20 protein-coding genes and 2 tRNA genes are annotated in these 17603 nt (G+C 53.8%); 15 read left to right on the forward strand and 7 right to left on the reverse strand.

All coding sequences use genetic code 11. The annotated features are described in order from the left end of the window. Window positions 1–25: 25 nt before the first annotated feature. From EL386_RS02785 to ychF, 5 genes are all read left to right on the forward strand, one after another. Window positions 26–100 (forward strand) — tRNA-Gln (locus EL386_RS02785). A gap of 74 nt (window positions 101–174) precedes the next feature. Next, window positions 175–1113 (forward strand): ribose-phosphate diphosphokinase, encoded by a 939-nt coding sequence (locus tag EL386_RS02790; RefSeq protein ID WP_420856728.1) that lies wholly within the window; start codon window positions 175–177, stop codon window positions 1111–1113. A gap of 205 nt (window positions 1114–1318) precedes the next feature. Further along, window positions 1319–1975 (forward strand): 50S ribosomal protein L25/general stress protein Ctc, encoded by a 657-nt coding sequence (locus tag EL386_RS02795; protein ID WP_126453107.1) that lies wholly within the window; start codon window positions 1319–1321, stop codon window positions 1973–1975. Between the two features lie 35 nt (window positions 1976–2010). Beyond that, the gene (gene pth / locus EL386_RS02800) at window positions 2011–2583 is read left to right on the forward strand and encodes an aminoacyl-tRNA hydrolase (protein ID WP_476756004.1); all 573 of its coding nucleotides are present in this window, start codon (window positions 2011–2013) and stop codon (window positions 2581–2583) included. Between the two features lie 45 nt (window positions 2584–2628). Then, window positions 2629–3723, forward strand: coding sequence for a redox-regulated ATPase YchF (ychF, locus tag EL386_RS02805; RefSeq protein ID WP_126453113.1), 1095 nt, complete (start codon window positions 2629–2631; stop codon window positions 3721–3723). On the opposite strand, the gene EL386_RS02810 is transcribed toward ychF, so the two are convergent. Then, complete coding sequence (locus EL386_RS02810; RefSeq protein ID WP_172597591.1) at window positions 3713–4582, reverse strand: phosphate/phosphite/phosphonate ABC transporter substrate-binding protein; 870 nt, start codon at window positions 4580–4582, stop codon at window positions 3713–3715. The genes ychF and EL386_RS02810 overlap by 11 nt on opposite strands. A gap of 250 nt (window positions 4583–4832) precedes the next feature. On the opposite strand from EL386_RS02810, the gene EL386_RS02815 reads away from it, so the two are divergent. Then, a tRNA-Met gene (locus tag EL386_RS02815) sits at window positions 4833–4909 on the forward strand. 40 nt (window positions 4910–4949) lie between these two features. Further along, a complete protein-coding gene (gene greB, locus EL386_RS02820) occupies window positions 4950–5450 on the forward strand; it encodes a transcription elongation factor GreB (protein ID WP_126453119.1) in 501 nt (166 codons plus the stop codon). A gap of 3 nt (window positions 5451–5453) precedes the next feature. Here the strand turns inward: greB and EL386_RS02825 are convergent, their stop codons facing one another. Beyond that, a complete protein-coding gene (locus EL386_RS02825; protein ID WP_126453122.1) occupies window positions 5454–6404 on the reverse strand; it encodes a PDC sensor domain-containing protein in 951 nt (316 codons plus the stop codon). A gap of 283 nt (window positions 6405–6687) precedes the next feature. On the opposite strand from EL386_RS02825, the gene EL386_RS02830 reads away from it, so the two are divergent. After that, window positions 6688–7068, forward strand: a complete 381-nt coding sequence (locus tag EL386_RS02830) for a response regulator (RefSeq protein ID WP_126453124.1) — start codon at window positions 6688–6690, stop codon at window positions 7066–7068. Between the two features lie 76 nt (window positions 7069–7144). Here EL386_RS02830 and EL386_RS02835 read toward each other — a convergent pair whose 3' ends face one another. After that, window positions 7145–8203: a cyclic nucleotide-binding domain-containing protein gene (locus EL386_RS02835; RefSeq protein WP_126453127.1), complete on the reverse strand. Its 1059-nt coding sequence runs from the start codon at window positions 8201–8203 to the stop codon at window positions 7145–7147. Window positions 8204–8357: 154 nt separating this feature from the next. On the opposite strand from EL386_RS02835, the gene rlmKL reads away from it, so the two are divergent. From rlmKL to EL386_RS02865, 6 genes are all read left to right on the forward strand, one after another. Then, window positions 8358–10484 carry a bifunctional 23S rRNA (guanine(2069)-N(7))-methyltransferase RlmK/23S rRNA (guanine(2445)-N(2))-methyltransferase RlmL gene (rlmKL, locus tag EL386_RS02840; RefSeq protein ID WP_126453130.1) on the forward strand — a complete coding sequence of 709 codons (2127 nt, stop codon included), beginning with the start codon at window positions 8358–8360 and terminating at the stop codon, window positions 10482–10484. Between the two features lie 26 nt (window positions 10485–10510). Further along, the gene (locus EL386_RS02845) at window positions 10511–11446 is read left to right on the forward strand and encodes an ABC transporter ATP-binding protein (RefSeq protein WP_126453133.1); all 936 of its coding nucleotides are present in this window, start codon (window positions 10511–10513) and stop codon (window positions 11444–11446) included. Next, window positions 11443–12216 carry an ABC transporter permease gene (locus EL386_RS02850; protein WP_126453136.1) on the forward strand — a complete coding sequence of 258 codons (774 nt, stop codon included), beginning with the start codon at window positions 11443–11445 and terminating at the stop codon, window positions 12214–12216. Before EL386_RS02845 ends, EL386_RS02850 begins: the two co-directional genes overlap by 4 nt. Before the next feature lie 14 nt (window positions 12217–12230). Beyond that, entirely contained in the window at window positions 12231–12614 is a 384-nt protein-coding gene (gloA, locus tag EL386_RS02855) for a lactoylglutathione lyase (protein ID WP_126453139.1), read from the forward strand. Between the two features lie 229 nt (window positions 12615–12843). Beyond that, complete coding sequence (locus EL386_RS02860) at window positions 12844–13041, forward strand: hypothetical protein (RefSeq protein WP_126453142.1); 198 nt, start codon at window positions 12844–12846, stop codon at window positions 13039–13041. Window positions 13042–13356: 315 nt separating this feature from the next. After that, window positions 13357–13707, forward strand: coding sequence for a hypothetical protein (locus tag EL386_RS02865; protein WP_126453145.1), 351 nt, complete (start codon window positions 13357–13359; stop codon window positions 13705–13707). 167 nt (window positions 13708–13874) lie between these two features. Here EL386_RS02865 and EL386_RS02870 read toward each other — a convergent pair whose 3' ends face one another. The 4 genes from EL386_RS02870 to EL386_RS02885 form a co-directional block, all read right to left on the reverse strand. Then, the gene (locus EL386_RS02870; protein WP_126453148.1) at window positions 13875–14255 is read right to left on the reverse strand and encodes a hypothetical protein; all 381 of its coding nucleotides are present in this window, start codon (window positions 14253–14255) and stop codon (window positions 13875–13877) included. A 163-nt stretch (window positions 14256–14418) separates the two neighbouring features. Then, window positions 14419–14748: a GIY-YIG nuclease family protein gene (locus EL386_RS02875; RefSeq protein WP_126453151.1), complete on the reverse strand. Its 330-nt coding sequence runs from the start codon at window positions 14746–14748 to the stop codon at window positions 14419–14421. 8 nt (window positions 14749–14756) lie between these two features. Continuing rightward, window positions 14757–15158, reverse strand: a complete 402-nt coding sequence (locus EL386_RS02880; RefSeq protein WP_172597592.1) for an SseB family protein — start codon at window positions 15156–15158, stop codon at window positions 14757–14759. A 45-nt stretch (window positions 15159–15203) separates the two neighbouring features. After that, window positions 15204–15704 carry a YchJ family protein gene (locus tag EL386_RS02885; RefSeq protein WP_126453157.1) on the reverse strand — a complete coding sequence of 167 codons (501 nt, stop codon included), beginning with the start codon at window positions 15702–15704 and terminating at the stop codon, window positions 15204–15206. A gap of 213 nt (window positions 15705–15917) precedes the next feature. On the opposite strand from EL386_RS02885, the gene EL386_RS02890 reads away from it, so the two are divergent. Continuing rightward, the gene (locus EL386_RS02890; protein ID WP_126453160.1) at window positions 15918–17126 is read left to right on the forward strand and encodes an ammonium transporter; all 1209 of its coding nucleotides are present in this window, start codon (window positions 15918–15920) and stop codon (window positions 17124–17126) included. The last annotated feature ends 477 nt before the right edge of the window (window positions 17127–17603 follow it).

A 17603-nucleotide genomic window follows, 5' to 3' on the forward strand; every position in this document is an offset into this window, starting at 1 on the left:
ATGCATAAATCATCATTAGAATTATTGGGGCGTCGCCAAGAGGCTAGGCATCGGGTTTTGATCCCGACATACGCAGGTTCGAATCCTGCCGCCCCAGCCATATATTAAGGCATACCGCACGGGGCGGTAGTCTGCTGAGCCGAAGAATTGAGGTGTATTGTGCCCGAAAGCGCGATGATGGTCTTTGCCGGTAATGCCCACCCTGAACTGGTGAGCTCGATCGTGAGACACCTGCAGATGCCGCTGGGCAAGATGCATGTTGGCCAGTTCAGTGATGGTGAGGTCTCCTGCGAGATTGAAGAGGATGTGCGAGGTAAGGACATCTTCATCGTGCAGCCGACAGGCGCGCCGACCAATGACAACCTGATGGAGTTATTGGTTATGATCGATGCGATGCGTCGTTCCTCCGCGCGTCGTATCACGGCGGTGATGCCGTATTTCGGTTATGCACGTCAGGATCGTCGTCCACGCTCGGCGCGGGTCTCGATCACGGCCAAGCTGGTCGCGAACATGATCACGGCGGCGGGTGCCGATCGCGTCTTAACCATTGACCTGCACGCCGATCAAATCCAGGGGTTCTTTGATATCCCGGTGGATAATGTTTATGCCTCACCGATTTTACTGGGCGATGTCTGGAAAACTAACGGCAATGACCTGATGGTCGTATCGCCGGATGTTGGTGGTGTGGTGCGTGCACGCGCGATCGCCAAGCGCCTGGATGATGCTGACCTGGCCATTATCGACAAGCGTCGGCCGAAGGCAAACGTGGCCAAGGTGATGAATATTATCGGTGATGTCGAGGGCCGCAGTTGCGTGCTGGTCGATGATATGGTCGATACCGCGGGTACCTTGTGCAAGGCCGCTGATGCTCTGAAAGAACATGGTGCTTCACGTGTCGCCGCCTACTGTACGCACCCGGTATTGTCGGGCCCGGCAGTCGCCAATATCGAGGCCTCGCAACTCGATGAGTTGGTGGTGACAGACACATTGCCACTGAGTGAGTCCGCACGGAATTGTTCACGTATTCGTCAGCTGAGTATCGCGACAATGCTGGCTGAGACGATGCGTCGTATCAGTAACGAAGAATCCGTTAGTTCCATGTATATGGACTAACGATAGACTCACAGAACCCTTCGGGTTCATTGTGTTGTCTCATAGAACGCTTACAGCGTTCATTATGAATACCTCACCCAAATTGGGTCGAGGCAACCCTAACCTTCATGCCGAAGGTTCAGGGCAACCGCTTTCTCTGGTCGCGGGGAAGCGTACGTTTTCATCATGGTGGTGAGACGTTTTAACGTAAACAGGAGTAATACCAATGAGCGTAACTTTTGAGCTAAATGCAGAAGTTCGTACTGATGTAGGGAAAGGTGCGAGCCGCCGCCTGCGTCACGCGAACAAGGTCCCGGCCGTTATCTATGGTGGCGGTAAGGATCCGGTTTCACTGACGATGGAACATGACAAGCTTTTTCACGCACTGGAAAACGAAGCCTTTTATTCACACATCCTCACCATTAAAGTCGATGGCAAGGGCGAGAAGGCCATTATGCGTGACCTGCAGCGTCACCCATCCAAGCCAAGGGTAATGCATGCCGACTTCCAGCGTGTCAGTGCAACCGAAAAGATCCACATGAATGTACCACTGCACTTCGAAAATGAAGAAGAGGCCGTGGGTGTCAAGGAACAGGGTGGTCAGGTTTCTCACAACGCCACCGATGTAGAAATTTCTTGTCTGGCCAAGGACCTGCCTGAATACATCAGCGTAGACGTGGCGGCGCTTGAAGTCGGTCACGCCCTGCACCTGTCGGACCTGGTTCTGCCAGAAGGTGTTGAGCTGGTGCAGCTTGCTCTTGGAGAAGGCCACGATCAGCCTGTGGTCAGTATTCACATGCCGCGTGTTGTTGCTATTGAAGAGGAAGAAGAGGCCATCGAGGGTGGTGAAGAGGCTGCTGAAGGCGAAGAAGCTCCGGAATAATTTACGTAGCTATCGCATAGCATTCAGGACCGGCATTGATGTCGCGTATTACGCTTATCGTTGGGCTCGGCAATCCCGGGACTGAATACGAAGCGACGCGGCACAATGCCGGTTTCTGGTTTATAGACGAGCTTGCCCGTCAGGCCGGTGTCGAGTTACGTAAAGACACTAAGTTTCATGGTCTGGTCGGTAAAGCCGACCTGCACGGTAATACCGTCTGGCTGCTGAAGCCGGACACCTTTATGAACCGCAGTGGTCAGTCTGTTTCTGCACTGGCTAGTTACTACAAGATCCCTGTCGAAGAAATATTAGTTGCCCACGATGAACTGGACTTTGACCCCGGTGTGGTCAAGCTCAAGCGTGGCGGCGGACATGCAGGGCATAATGGCCTGCGCGATATTATCAGTGCGATGGGCAGTAAAGAGTTTTTACGTCTGCGTATCGGCATTGGTCATCCCGGCAATGCAAAACAGGTGTCTGACTTTGTGCTGACGCGGCCATCAAATGCCGATCGACAGGCGATAGATGATGCCGTTTACGAGGCACAGCGTATCATGTCGGCTTTGCTCGATGGCGACGTTGAGAAGGCCATGCGCGAGCTGCATTGAATAACAAAGATACAGATGAGACTGAGCCGTCTGCGGAGATAAGTAATGGGTATTAAATGTGGCATCGTGGGTCTGCCAAATGTTGGCAAATCGACCCTGTTCAACGCACTGACCAAGGCCGGTATCCAGGCCGAGAACTATCCATTCTGCACCATTGAACCGAATGTTGGTGTCGTGCCGGTACCCGACGCGCGCCAGGATAAACTGGCCGAACTGGTATCACCCGAGCGTATCCTGCCAACGACTATGGAGTTTGTTGATATCGCCGGGCTGGTTGCCGGGGCCTCGAAAGGTGAAGGCCTGGGTAACAAGTTTCTTGCCAACATTCGTGAGACCGATGCCATCGCCCATGTGGTGCGTTGTTTTGAAGATGTTGATGTTCTGCGTCATGGTGATGCCAAGGTCGACCCTCTGTCTGATATTGAAATCATCAATACCGAACTGGCACTGGCTGATATGGACAGTGTCGAGAAGGCCATCAACAAGGCGCAAAAGGTCGCCAAGTCCGGTGACAAGACGGCATCTGCGTATGTGGCGCTGCTGGAGAAGGTCAAGGCGCAGCTCGACGAGGCCAAACCGGTGCGCACGATGGGCCTGGATGCTGATGAACGTCGGCAACTGTATGATCTGCACCTGCTGACGATAAAGCCGACCATGTACATTGCCAATGTCAGCGAAGACGGTTTTGAAAATAATCCGCTGCTTGATGCCGTGATCAAGTTTGCAGAAGAAGAAGGCGCACCGGTGGTTCCCATTTGTGCCTCGATTGAATCCGAGATCGCCGAACTGGAAGATGACGAGGCGCAGGAGTTTCTCGCCGAGATCGGCCAGGAAGAGGCGGGCCTGAACCGTGTGATTCGTGCCGGTTATGCCTTACTTGGTCTGCATACGTATTTCACCGCCGGCGTTAAAGAGGTGCGTGCCTGGACGGTCAAGGTGGGCGCCACGGCACCGCAGGCCGCCGGGGTGATCCATACTGATTTTGAAAAAGGCTTTATCCGTGCCGAGGTCGTTGCCTATAACGATTTCATTAAGTACAAGGGCGAGGCGGGCGCCAAGGAAGCCGGCAAGTGGCGCCTGGAAGGCAAGGATTATATCGTCAAGGATGGCGATGTTATGCACTTTCGTTTTAACGTTTAGGCGTCGCCCGGCGACGGGCAAATTTCTCCAGGCCCAGGGCCTCCAGCGGGGCATAGTCTCGCTGGTAATCAGCGATGCGCGGGGCATTTAGCTGCACTCGCTTGAGCAGTTCTCGTTCGTTCCTGTCTTTCCAGATATCCAGTAGCGCCTGTTGTACACGTTGTGCAAGTACGGTGGGTATACGCGTGTGGGCGCTAAACGGGTGTGGGACCGAGCTCGGTGTCTTGTAGAGCACATGTAATTGTTTCTGCATGCCCTGGTTTTCCTGATGCAAGGTCTTGTCAACACCGCCGCCGGCTACGGCACGTGTATAGAGGACATTGCGGTAGACATTGGCATGGGTATCGACATAGCGTGGTTTGATGTGTATACCTTCCTTGTTGGTAAGTAGGGCACGCATGTACAGGGAGGCAGCAAAGGCATTCGGTGACGGGAAGACGACTTCCTGACCATCGAGTTGTTGCAGCGACGTGATTCCACTGTCCCGGTGCACGACCAGCACACCGTGCAATGCCTCTTTGCCATTACAGACCAGCGGCGTATAGCCCATCTGCCCTTGCCGACTGAGAATGGCATGAAAGGGGTTCATATAGGCAAAGTCGGCCACACCCTTGCCGAGCTCGACTTCAAATTCCGGGATTGACCGGGCAATGAGCAGTGTAAACTGCATACCGGTGCGTAGTGACAAGGCCTTGAGCAAGGGGTTCCAGTTGCGTTGTATGACAAAGGGGTCCTGCTGTGGAACGACCGAGACCGTGTACTGGTGTACCTGCCCAGCCCCGGCCTGATGGGTGAACAAGACCAGGCAAACTGTCAGCAGGTAACGGGCGGCCATGGCTTGTACAGGTGTTTGAGGCATAGATGACATCATTACATTTATCGTGCTGGCGACGCTAATCACTTTAATCAAAACGGGGAAGTTAATAAACCTGGCGCCCGGGGCGGGGTTTTTTCTCCGCGAGCAGGCCCTCGTGGCTCTAACCAATTGAATATAAAATAGTAAATGCTTTATCTGGATGTGCCGGCAACGGGCACGGTGCTTGACAAGTCGACGGCAAACACCGAAAATGCGCGGCTCTCAGGGCATTGCCCTTTGATTCTCCCTGTATGGCTATGTAGCTCAGTTGGTTAGAGCACAGCATTCATAATGCTGGGGTCGGTGGTTCAAGTCCACCCATAGCCACCATTTTCCCCGTGGCGTCTTATCGAAGAAGAAACGAGTCAGTATGGGTCGTTACCGTCCACCACAGCCGAAAAGCTCGGCCTATATTACCCGACCGGGCCATGACCGTCTGGACGAGGAACTCAAGGCCTTGTGGCTGAAACGTCGAGAGGTCACTGCGGCCCTGTCTGCCGCCGCTGCCGAGGGTGACCGTTCCGAGAACGCCGAGTATATCTACCGCAAGAAACAATTGCGTGAAATGGATCGGCGTATCCGCTATCTGCAAAAGCGCCTCGACGAACTGGTGGTGGTCGACAGGCCGCCCACCAATCCGCAACAGGTGTTTTTCGGCGCCTGGGTCGAACTGGAAGATGAACGGGGTGAACAGGTGACCTACCGAATTGTCGGCCCCGACGAGTTTGACGTGGAAAAGGGCTGGATCAGTATGGACTCGCCGGTGGCGCGTGCGCTGATGAAAAAGACCGTCGATGACGAGGTCAGTGTGCGGCGTCCGGATGGGGTGGTGCACTATGTGATCACCGACATCCACTATACGGATGAATAAGGCTTATTTCGTGTTGCCGGTACCGAGCCAGAAGCCCATATCTCGTCTAAGGAATTCGTCCCAGGGCATGTAGTGCGAGCCATCACAGGAGAAGGTCAGGCCAAGGATGCCATTCATAATATTGATGGAACTCGAGCGCAGGTAGATCGTTTCATCGGCAAAGCGCAGCTTTTTGAACTGTTCGAGAATATCATGGATTTTTTCCTGCGGGATCTTCGCCGCAACCGGGTAATCATATAACGGGTAGGCCAGGCAGATATCCGGATCGATGATCTCATCGACACTGTGAATACGATAACTGTAAGGGTCATCCATCAACCACAACGAACAGCGGCCACTGGAAAAGTGCACCTTGCTGTGAAATACCCCGTGGTCGGTCATGAGTGCTTCAATCAGACCGAGCACCTCATCAATATGTGCGTCAAACAGGCTTGGGACCCGCTGCTGCAGGAAGACGGTGCCGCGCACGGCCGGGTCACCACGAAACTGGGTCCAGTGAAATTCCTCTTTATCGGCAAGCGGTTGTTCAGGCAGGTCGCTGACCGAAAAGTCGGCGGCGACAAAACCAAGCAATTCGCCATCCCGGGTCACCGCGTGCAGGGCCGTAATACATTGTTTGAAGGTGCGCAGACTCAGGTAGACCGATGACAACATGACCCCTCGATAGGGCAGGTTCTTCATCAGGTAGGGGCGCTTGGACTGGTCGCGGTTGCGCCAGCCGGTATCGACCTTATTGGGCTCGACGTTCGAGCTTAACTGAACACCGTTAATATTCAGGGTAAACAGCAGGTGGGCATAGGGGATCGTTTTGTGCCCCTCGACGAGCACGGCATCGAGGGCATCGGCATCCGGCCAGACCTCGGCACAACGCGCGGCGAGCGCCTCTAGCGGTTGATCAACAATGGTCGCAAGCGCATTTTTCTTGGCAATAATGGCTTGTTGTAGGGCATTCATTGGGAGTCGTTCTCAGCTGGCGGTGTTCGTTCCTAGTTTATCACAGCCTTGGCAAGGTGCCGTCCGGTAAGGTTGCATATTAGCTTAAGTATAACAGGGTATTTATGACAGGCGGATGAATGAATAAGCACTTGAATACACATAGAAAAAACACGGGCTAGCGGATGGGTGTGAAGTTTTCTTCGCTCTTGACTATGATGAGGCGGAGGAGACGATCCGGACAGAGTCTTGACCGGGTAGTGGGAGACAATAACATGATAATGATAAAGTGAATAAAATTGTTATGACCGATAAGCACTTGATTTTATACGTCGAGGACAACCCGGCGAACATGCGTCTTGTGGATCAAATCCTCAAGCAGTTCCCCAGTGTGGAATTGGCAGGTGCTGAAACGGCGGAAGATGGCATTGAGATGGCCGTAAACAGTCAGCCCGCCTTGATCCTTATGGATATCAACCTGCCGGGCATGGACGGTTACCAGGCATTGGAAGAATTGAGAAAGTGCACAGAGACCCGACACATTCCGGTGGTGGCCATCAGTGCGAACGCCATGAGTAGTGATGTGCAACGAGGACTGGACATGGGCTTTGACGGCTATTTGACCAAGCCGCTCAACCTGCAGGAATTTATGTCCATGATCCGCATGCAACTCCAACTCGACTGATGGCAACGCGATCAGTCACCGGAGGACATACGTTTTATCTACGAGATGATCCAGTATCGACTGGGTCGATAGGTAATCAGCAATAACGGCTCAGGTATTCACGTGGCACCGTCCGGAGCCCGCCTTTCAGGACACTGGCCGTGAAGCCCTGCTGCAGGGCGATAAACGCCGCAGCCGTCGACAGCTGCCCATCACTACAACAAAACACATACTCACGTCCTTTGCCGAGTTTCTGCAGACGCAGGCGCAGCAGTGGCAGCGGGATATGCAGGCCATAGCCATTACGTCCGTGTTCATCCGCACTGCGCACATCAATCAACTTGGCACCCTGGCGCAGTTTGTCGAGCATGCCGCGGTAATCGTGGCAATGGATTAATTCGTTGACCACATAGCGCAGGAAATATTTTTTATCCAGGCGCATGAGCACACCATCGGTGAGCATGCTGATCGTGGCATTGCGTGCCGAGCCCGTGATCAGGGCCTCTTCACCAAAACTGGCACCGGGACCAAGTTCGGCCAGTCGGATATCGTCGCCCAGCGCGTGCGGGCGACGGCTGACACGGCAGTGGCCATTGAGAACGGTATAATAACCATCATCATATTCCCCCTGCCAGATAATGGTCTCGCCGGCCTGCACCTCGATACTTTGCATCAGTGCCATAACACTTTCGATATTGTCTGGCGGCAGGGCCAGCAGGCAACGGTTTTGTAACAGGTGACTCATGGCATGCATGTCACTATCGACATGCAATTCCTCAATGTCATACCCCGCCTGCCAGTTGCTTTGTAGCAGGCGCTCAAGTTGTTCCTGATCGATACGCAACAGGGTACAGCGGGTGCGGGCCGCGATGTGCTCGTACTGGCTCAGACTGTCATGCAGGGGACGGCGGGCCTGGCTACTGTGCTGTTGAATGCGCAGGCGGGTATGTCGCCCGCGACAGAGCTCTACCTCACCACTGATAAGGTAATCAAGAAAACGTGGTGTCTGGTCCTGCATCGTCAGGGCCTCACCGGGCTGTAGATGGAGCAGCTGTGCGCAATCGCAGATCCGACGTAGGTCGGTCTCCGTTAATGACCCCAGGGGTTGCAGCCTGCGCAGGCTGTCCGGGTCAAGTTGGTGCGCTGTCTGATGCATGGATTTACCTCTAATTTTAATATTAGGCGAGTGGCCGGAAAATGACCTTGACCGTGTTCACGAAAGGACTGTTAAGTCGCCCACACTTCCGGATTTTCGTATCGGTGGGAGGGGTGGCCGGGTATAATTGACGCAATTTTTCTCAGGTGAAAGCATGAAAATCTTTGTCAGTGCGCCGCGTGGCACCATTCGTCTGCTCAAGCGGGAATGTCAGGATTGCGGCGCCACCGAGGTGACCTCGGTGCCCGGTGGGCTCGATTGTGAGGTCACCCGGGAGGCCCTGTACCGTATCTGCCTGTGGTCGCGAGTGGCCAATCGGGTGTTTTTGCCGATTGACAGCTTCAAGGCCGAGACGACCGATGCCCTGTATGCCGGTGCCCGACAGATTGAATGGGACAAGATCTTCCCGGTGAGCACGCGCTTCGCCGTCGACTGCACGCTGGTGCAGGCCGACATTGATCACAGCCACTTTGCCGCGCTACGGGTCAAGGATGCCATCGTGGATTTTTTCCGCGACAAGTACGATGAGCGCCCCTCCGTGGATACCGAGCAGCCGGATATTCGCATCAATGTCTTCATTAAGCGTAAGAGCGCACAGGTAGCGCTGGACATGTCGGGCGGCAGCCTGCATCGGCGGGGTTACCGTGAGGCGGGTGGTGAGGCACCACTGAAAGAAAATCTCGCTGCGGCGCTGTTGATGTTTGCCGGCTGGCCAAAACAGCAGGCCCTGTTTGACCCAATGTGCGGCAGCGGCACCCTGCTCATCGAGGCCGCCCTGATGGCAGCCGATATTGCACCGGGTTTACAGCGTGATCATTTTGGTCTGAAGGCCTGTAGTGATTTTGATGCCGGGTTGTGGAAGAGCCTGCTCGACGAGGCACACAGCCGCCGTGAAAAGGGCCTCGCTACGCTGGGGCCGATCCGCGGACACGATGCCGACAAGAAGGCCGTACGCTCGGCGATTGCGAATATTCAACGTGCCGGTCTGCAGGCCCATATCCATGCCGAGACCCGCGAGTTGGCCGAGACCGGCAGCCTGCCCGCTGCACTGTGTGAGGCCGAGACAGGCCTGCTGATCACCAACCCGCCTTACGGTGAACGTATCAGCACCCAGGGCAGCCTGCGCGAGCTACATGCCGAGTTGGGGCGCTTATTACGCAAGCAGCTACCGCACTGGCAGGCGGCGGTGTTTACCGGCAACCCGGACATGATGCTTTACCAGGGCGGCATTGCGCGTAAGGTCATTGATCTGTTCAACGGCCCGCTCGAGTGTCAGCTGTTTCTCTATGCTGCTGAGGCAAAACAGAACCGCGAGGGTGCGACGATGTTTGCCAACCGCCTGCGCAAGAACCTGAAAAAGTTCAGGCGCTGGGCCGGGCGCGAAGGGATTGATTGCTACCGTGTCTATGATGCCGACCTGCCGGAATACGCCGTGGCCATCGACCTTTACCACAGTGACCAGCGTTATGTTTACGTGCAGGAATACGCCGCGCCCGCGACAATTGAACCCCTGCTTGCCCTGCAACGGCTGCAAGCCGCCTTTTCGGTTTTGACTGAGGTGCTGGAGGTGCCTGCCGCGCATATCTGGTTCCGCCAGCGTCGTCGTCAGCAGGGCAGCGCGCAATACACGCGCGTCTCTGAAAGTCATCGTTTTCATGAGGTACATGAAGGCCCGTGTCGGTTATGGGTGAACTTTACCGACTATATCGATACCGGCCTGTTTCTCGACCATCGCATTACCCGTAAATTGATTGGCGAACAGGCCAATGGCAAACGTTTCCTCAACCTGTTTTGTTATACCGCTACGGCCACGGTGCATGCCGCCCTCGGCGGGGCAACAGAAACCTGTTCGGTTGATATGTCCAAGACCTACCTTGACTGGGCGCGGCGTAACTTTGTCCTCAACGGCATGAATACGGACAAGCACGAACTGGTACGCGCCAACTGTGTCGAGTGGCTGGAGCAGGCCGCCGCAGATAAAAACCAGCAGTTTGACCTGATCTTCATGGACCCGCCGACCTTTTCCAACTCCAAGCGCATGGACATGACCTTCGATGTGCAGCGTGACCACGTCATGCTGATCAAATCGGCCATGTCTATCCTTGCCCCCGGGGGGGAGTTGATGTTCTCCAATAACTTTCGTAAATTCCGCCTCGATGAAAAGGCGCTAAAGGATTTCGAGATAGAAGACATCTCATCACGCACAATCCCTGAGGACTTTGCCCGACGCACTAACATCCACCGTTGCTGGCGTATTCGTCATGCAAAGCGGGCTGAATGAGCGTGGCCATGTGGTAGACTGTGACGATGACAACGGCGTTATACATAGAAGGTCTGTGCAAGACTTATAATAATGGCTTTGAGGCCCTCAAGGGCATCAGCCTCGAGGTGGCCGAGGGGGACTTTTATGCCCTGCTCGGGCCGAATGGCGCGGGCAAGTCCACTACCATCGGTATCATCAGTTCGCTGGTTAACAAGACCGCCGGCACGATCCGTATCTTCGGTGATGATATCGATGTCGATTTCCCCCGGGCGCGCACCCACCTCGGGCTGGTACCGCAGGAATTTAATTTCAACGTCTTTGAGCCGGTCGAGGAGATCCTGATCAACCAGGCCGGCTTCTATGGCATCCCACGGCATGTTGCGACACCACGTGCCGAACGCTACCTGCGCAAGCTGGGTCTGTGGGAGAAGCGCCACAACATGGCCAGGAATCTCTCCGGGGGCATGAAGCGCCGTCTGATGATCGCGCGTGCCCTCATGCACGAGCCACGCCTGCTGATCCTCGATGAGCCGACCGCTGGCGTCGATATCGAGATCCGTCATACGATGTGGCAGTTCCTGCGCGAGATTAATGCCGCCGGCACGACCATTATTCTCACCACGCACTATCTGGAAGAGGCCGAGAGCCTGTGCCGAAATATAGGCATCATTGATCACGGCACCCTGATCGAGAACACCAGTATGCGCAAGTTACTCGGCCGCCTGCAGCAGGAGACCTTTGTCCTCGACCTGGGGGACCCGCTGACCAGCGTGCCCGAGGTGAAGGACTGTGAGCTGCATCTTATCGATGACTATACGCTGGAGGTCATATTGCCACGTGATCAGGCCGTCAACGAATTGTTCAGCTACCTGACCGAACACGGCATCAAGGTGCTGAGTATGCGCAATAAAACCAATCGCCTCGAACAGTTGTTCATGGAAATGGTTGAGAACAGCGACGCACGCCAGGAGGCCTCATGACCGGCGTCGAGAAATATATCGCGTTTAAAACCATTGTCATCCGTGAGTTCCTGCGCTTCATTCGTATCTGGGTGCAGACGGTGCTGCCACCGGCAATTACTACCGTGCTGTACTTTATTATTTTTGGCAATTTGATTGGCGCGCAGATTGGTGACATGGAAGGCTTTCGCTACATAGACTACATTGTCCCGGGTCTGATCATGATGTCGGTGATCACAAATTCCTATGCCAACGTGGTGTCGTCGTTCTACGGTTCGAAGTTTCAGCACAACATCGAAGAAATGCTGGTCTCACCAGTCCCGAATTATATCATCCTCACCGGTTATGTATCCGGCGGTGTGGCGCGCGGCATCGTCGTTGGCATGGTGGTGACGGTCGTGTCTTTCTTTTTCAGTGACCTGCAATTACATAATATCTGGGTGTTGTTGAGTGTCTTCGTCCTGACCTCGATCCTGTTTTCACTGGCAGGTTTTATCAATGGCGCCTATGCACAGAGCTTTGATGATATCTCCATTATCCCGACCTTTGTCCTCACGCCGTTGACCTATCTCGGCGGGGTGTTTTATTCCATCAGCCTGTTGCCCGAATTCTGGCAAACCGCCTCGCTGGCGAACCCGATCCTGTATATGGTTAACGCCTTTCGTTACGGTTTTCTCGGTGTCAGTGATATCAACCTGACGGCCTCCTACGCCATTATTATCAGTTTTATTATTATTCTGTATTTCTACAGCCTGAACCTGCTGAACAAGGGCCACGGCATCCGTACCTGAACAGGAGTTTTGTTATGCGACTCTTACACACCATGCTCCGCGTTGGCGACCTGCCACGTTCTATCAATTTTTATACCGAAGTGCTGGGGATGAAACTGCTACGCCAGAAAGATTATCCCGAGGGCAAGTTCACCCTGGCCTTTGTCGGTTACGGGGATGAAAAAAACAACACAGCGCTCGAACTGACCCATAACTGGGAGACGAGTAGTTACGATATCGGTTCGGGTTTTGGTCATTTGGCGATCGAGGTCGATGACGTCTACAAGGCCACCGATGAGATCCGTGGCCGTGGTGGAAAAATATTGCGCGACGCAGGACCAATGAATGCCGGCACGACCATCATCGCCTTCGTCGAAGACCCGGATGGTTACCAGATTGAGCTAATCGGCAAAAAGTAATATCCCCCTGATGACTGTTTCCGACCCAAAGCGGTCATTCGTACATGGTGACAACCGGCTTAATACCCTTCTCGCAGCTATCTCAATTAGAACGAAATATCCCTGATGATGCGTATTGCTACCTATACTAATAATGGGGTAGTAAAACTATAATCCTTATGTAAAACGCAGAAAGATCACTTCCTATACTCTACTTTCGCCTAATATCACTAACAAGGTGGGATTTAAAATGAACGAATTAGAAGAAGTCCTCAGCGGACATGAAGATGAAATTGCCTCCAAGCTCAATGAGATTCTACAGAGCTACAATCCACCCAAGCCGCTTTATGTATCTCATATTGAGATTACATCCAATCAACCGACGACAAGAAGGTGGGTAGTGGTAAGTGGGAACGACCCAAAGAAAGTCACTTTGAAATGGGTTTAATGAGGATCCGATGAACCCACTTCTTCTGTGGAGTGTTGAATGTCGGCTACTGGCCGATCAGCGACATAATCAGGCAAGAATCGGCTAGAATGAAATGAACGGCTGAAGCCGACCCAAAGCAGCCGGTCACCACAGTTCCGCAGTCGGCTGGTTGATGCTGGAAACGGCCATTTATGAGATAGTGATTTTCTTGCAATTCACCGACATTATAGAGAGTATTATTAAAACATTTGGCGGGATAACACATTATTTGTGCCATCCGCATAACACTATAAACGTGCCAGCCTCATAATAAACTGTTAGTAGGTAATAGTAATGCTCTACTTTGTAACATCAACGATCGTCGGAATGGCTCTGGCATTTGTGATCTTTGCAATGGCTTTTAATGGGAATACTAACTTTGCGGTTCCTTTGCTAGCCGAGGGAATATTGATTAGCGCCATAACAGCACTGAGTGGTGATCGTAAAAAACACTCTACATTGACAATATGTACTCCTGCGATATTGATGTGTTTACTTTTTGGCGGCATCCTATCAATAGGTGGCAGCAATCTCTTAAATCGGGAATGGCTGTGGCTAGCTGCCGCTATTTTCATGGTGTGGCTAATTGCAAGTTTCATCGGTAGTAGAGTAAGAAATGTTTTAACTATATTGTTGGCCAAATAGTTTATTTGAATATATACCTAACAATGCACTCGTTCTGACGTTCACTGCGCCATGCCGCACAGCGTGTTCGTTTCTGAGTGGCCGCTAATGGCCGCAAACGGACCTGAGGTTAGAAGCGCGTTTGATATCAGATGGTGTAGCTAGAAAAGAAGTCTTAAAATATTTTTTTAAGGAAAACGTGCGACGAGGATAGGAGCTTCCTCAACGTGCAGGGCGAGGGTGTCGGATTGCAGGTTGTCCATATCTGCCTGCAGGTTTTCGAGTTTTGCGTTGGCATCGTTGAGTTGTGACTTGCGCACGGCAAGGTAGATCAGTCCACCGGGCATGACTGCAGCGACGATGCCGGTCTTGGCCGTGATACGGTTCTCTTCAATATAATCTTCCAGCCTGTGACTGCGTGCGTGGATCAGGTGCCGGCACTCGGCGAGGGCGTCATCCAGTTCCTGCTGAGAAAGCTTCGGTTCGGCCGTTACCAGGCCATCCGCCATTCTCACCATATGCAGTTCGAACAGGCCTTCACGCTCAGCGGCCGCGGTTGCGGTGGCCATGGCCCAGAGCAGCCCTGCCAAAAGCATGTGAATTAGTGCATGTGTTTTCCGTGTCTTCATACATACAAGTATCGACCACTTTGCACAAATTGTTAGGTGATCCGCCGCATATCGGCCAAAACTGGGTGTTGGGTCACACTTTAGCCGGCACGGGGTCTCTTTTTCAGCCCGCGAGGGGGGTGATGGGGGGCGCCTCGGGGTAGAGCCCCTGTAAAAGCTGTTGGCAATCACGGGCCGAGGCGACGACCAGCTGGCGTTTCGCCGCGGGGCTAAGGCGCTTCAGGGCGTGTTCGCGCTGGCTGGCGGTGGAACGGCAGTCGCTGCATTCGAAATAGACCAGCTGTACTGGGCGGCGGGCACGTGTATAACGCGCACCGTTGGGGCTGCTGTTATGTTCTTCGATTCGGCGTAACAGCTCCGTGGTGATACCGGTATAGAGGCTGCGGTCGGCGCATTGAACAATGTAGACAAACCAGTCCGCAGGATCAGGCATGGACCGGTCTACTGCGGGCTAAGCTGGGCAACCATTTCCGGTTCGATATCGAGGCCGAAGTCCCAGCCGGGGTTGATACTGATGCCGACGCCGGTGCCGGCGTGTTCGACGATCCAACGGAACGACTCGAGAATGCCGCCAGACTGCCCCGGGGCCTGCTCGAGAAATTCCCCGGCGCGATCCGGGCTGGTGAAAACGACCATGATCTGGGTGCCGTCTTCGAGTTCTATCGATATGGGCCGGGTCTTGTCCGAGAGCGGGATACCACTGACGCTGTCGTCATACACCGGCAGGAACAGGGTGGCATCTAGCAGCTCCTGCATAAAGTCCTCGCTGGAGAGGCGACCCTCCTGGGCATCAACGAGTTTTTTTTCAATCTCGGTCTTCGGGGCAAAATCTTCTGCGTTCATGTTGGTGTCCATGAGGAATTCGAGGAATGGGATGAATAAGATAAATTATTTATTCGTACAGCATTTTTTGTATTTCTTGCCACTGCCACAGGGGCAGGGGTCATTGCGGCCAATCTTTTCGGAACTGACCGGCTCGCCCTTGCGCTGTTTGCCGTCGACATAAAACCACTGGCCCGCCTCACAGACAAAGTCGCTGACCTCGCGCATTTGGCCCGGGTGTTTGTCGTTGATAAGATAATGAGCAATGAATTCAACCGTACCGGTGCTGTCACCCTCCCGGCCGTCCGAGGTGTTCAGTACCTCGAGTGTCGTCCACACCAAGCCATCACCATCGTCGCCGATCTTGCGGGGCCGGGTCGATGGATGCCAACTCTTCGTGAGGTAGTCGAAATTATCGCTCGAATAGGCGCAAAAGCGCGAGCGCATCAGGGCCTCGGCACTGCCGGCAGGGGTTGCGCCCGCCAGTAATGGACCGCAACAATCGGCGTGTTTTTTGCCGCTGCCACACGGGCAGGGGGCCTGGGGGTCGATATTCTTGCTTGTCATGGGCGTGCATTATACCTTTTCAAAGGGAAAAGTCTGAATGTTCCAAAATAGTGCATTCGTTTCCGGTAATAAATATACTATTACACTTCATGTATCGTAATTGTGCGCTGGGTGAATCAAAATCAAAATATGCGCTGAAATTACAATAATTATCAGCTTGGGTAGAGTTTTTGCCCAAAGTCGATACAAAATTGACAGTTAATGGGGCCCCCAATGGAAAACTTACAAGCAGGCAGTGACGTACTGTTTATCTTGCTCGGTGCGATCATGGTCCTGGCCATGCATTCAGGCTTTGCCTTTCTCGAAGTCGGCACGGTGCGCAGAAAAAACCAGGTCAATGCGCTGGTCAAGATCATTACCGATTTTGCCATCTCCACCATTGCCTATTTCTTTATCGGTTACCTGGTCGCCTATGGTGTGGGATTTACCGATGGCGCACGGGTCTTATCAGAAAAGAATGGCTATGAATTGGTTAAATTCTTCTTCCTGCTGACCTTCGCCGCCGCCATTCCGGCCATTATCTCGGGTGGTATCGCCGAGCGTGCCCGTTTCTATCCGCAGCTGATGGCCAGCTTCTTTATCGTTGGTCTGGTCTACCCGCTCTTTGAAGGCATGGTCTGGAACGGCAACTACGGCCTGCAGGCCTGGATCAACCAAAGCTTTGGTGCCGACTTCCATGATTTCGCCGGTTCCGTGGTGGTGCATGCCGTCGGGGGTTGGATTGCCCTGGCCGCCGTACTCCTGCTCGGTGCCCGCCGGGGCCGTTACACCAAGGATGGCCGCATCGCCGCCCATCCACCTTCAAGCATCCCCTTCCTTGCCCTCGGTGCCTGGATCCTGACCGTCGGCTGGTTTGGTTTTAATGTCATGTCGGCACAAACCATCGAGGCCGTCAGCGGCCTGGTGGCGATGAACTCCCTCATGGCCATGGTCGGTGGCATCCTCGCCGCATTGGTGGCCGGCCGGAACGACCCGGGTTTTGTGCACAACGGTCCACTCGCAGGCCTCGTCGCCGTCTGCGCTGGTTCCGATGTCATGCACCCGCTGGGCGCGCTGGCGACCGGCCTGGTGGCCGGTGGCATGTTTGTCTGGGCCTTCACCCTGACCCAGAATCGCTGGAAGATCGATGACGTGCTCGGTGTCTGGCCACTGCACGGTCTGTGTGGTGCCTGGGGTGGGATCGCCGCCGGCATCTTTGGCCTTGAGGCCTTAGGTGGCATGGGTGGCGTGAGCTTTATGTCCCAGTTGGTCGGTACGGCCATTGGTGTGGTCATTGCCCTTACTGGTGGTTTTGTTGTTTACGGTGTGATCAAGGTGGTGATCGGGATTCGTCTTAGTGAAGAGGAAGAGTTCCAGGGTGCGGATTTGAGTATTCACAAGATTTCGGCCGAGCCGGGATATGATGCTAGTAGCTCACTGTAATGTTGTTTTAATTGGTTGTTGAGAGAAGCCCGGCATTGCCGGGCTTTTTTTGCCTCGAACCATCGGAGGTGGTTGAGGTACTCATAATGAACCTTGAAGAGGTTTTATGAGTGGTGAATCTGCTTACCCGAGGTGTTTATTCAAGAGTTGAAATTTATAACCTTCTCGACCCTGACTCCGGAGGAGTAGGGTACTTACAATGAAATACGAAGTGGGTCTGTGAGAAGTTTTTTCTAAGAGCTTTTAAGTTTTTAAGGGCAGCTGTTCTTTACACGCCCACCGGGCGCGTGTCACTTTTCTTTACTTGTCTAAAGAAAAGTAACCAAAAGAAAGGACACCCGGATTCCCCGCCCTTCGGGTTCCCTGTGCTTCTCGCCGAAGCGGGCGCTGCGCAACTCGCGCTGTGCTCCGCACTCTTTAGCGCTCAAACAGTGCTCGCTATGATCCCGCTTCGTCTGCGATGCTCGGCGAGGAATA

It is taken from the genome of Sulfuriflexus mobilis (assembly GCF_003967195.1).
Lineage (GTDB): Bacteria > Pseudomonadota > Gammaproteobacteria > AKS1 > AKS1 > Sulfuriflexus > Sulfuriflexus mobilis.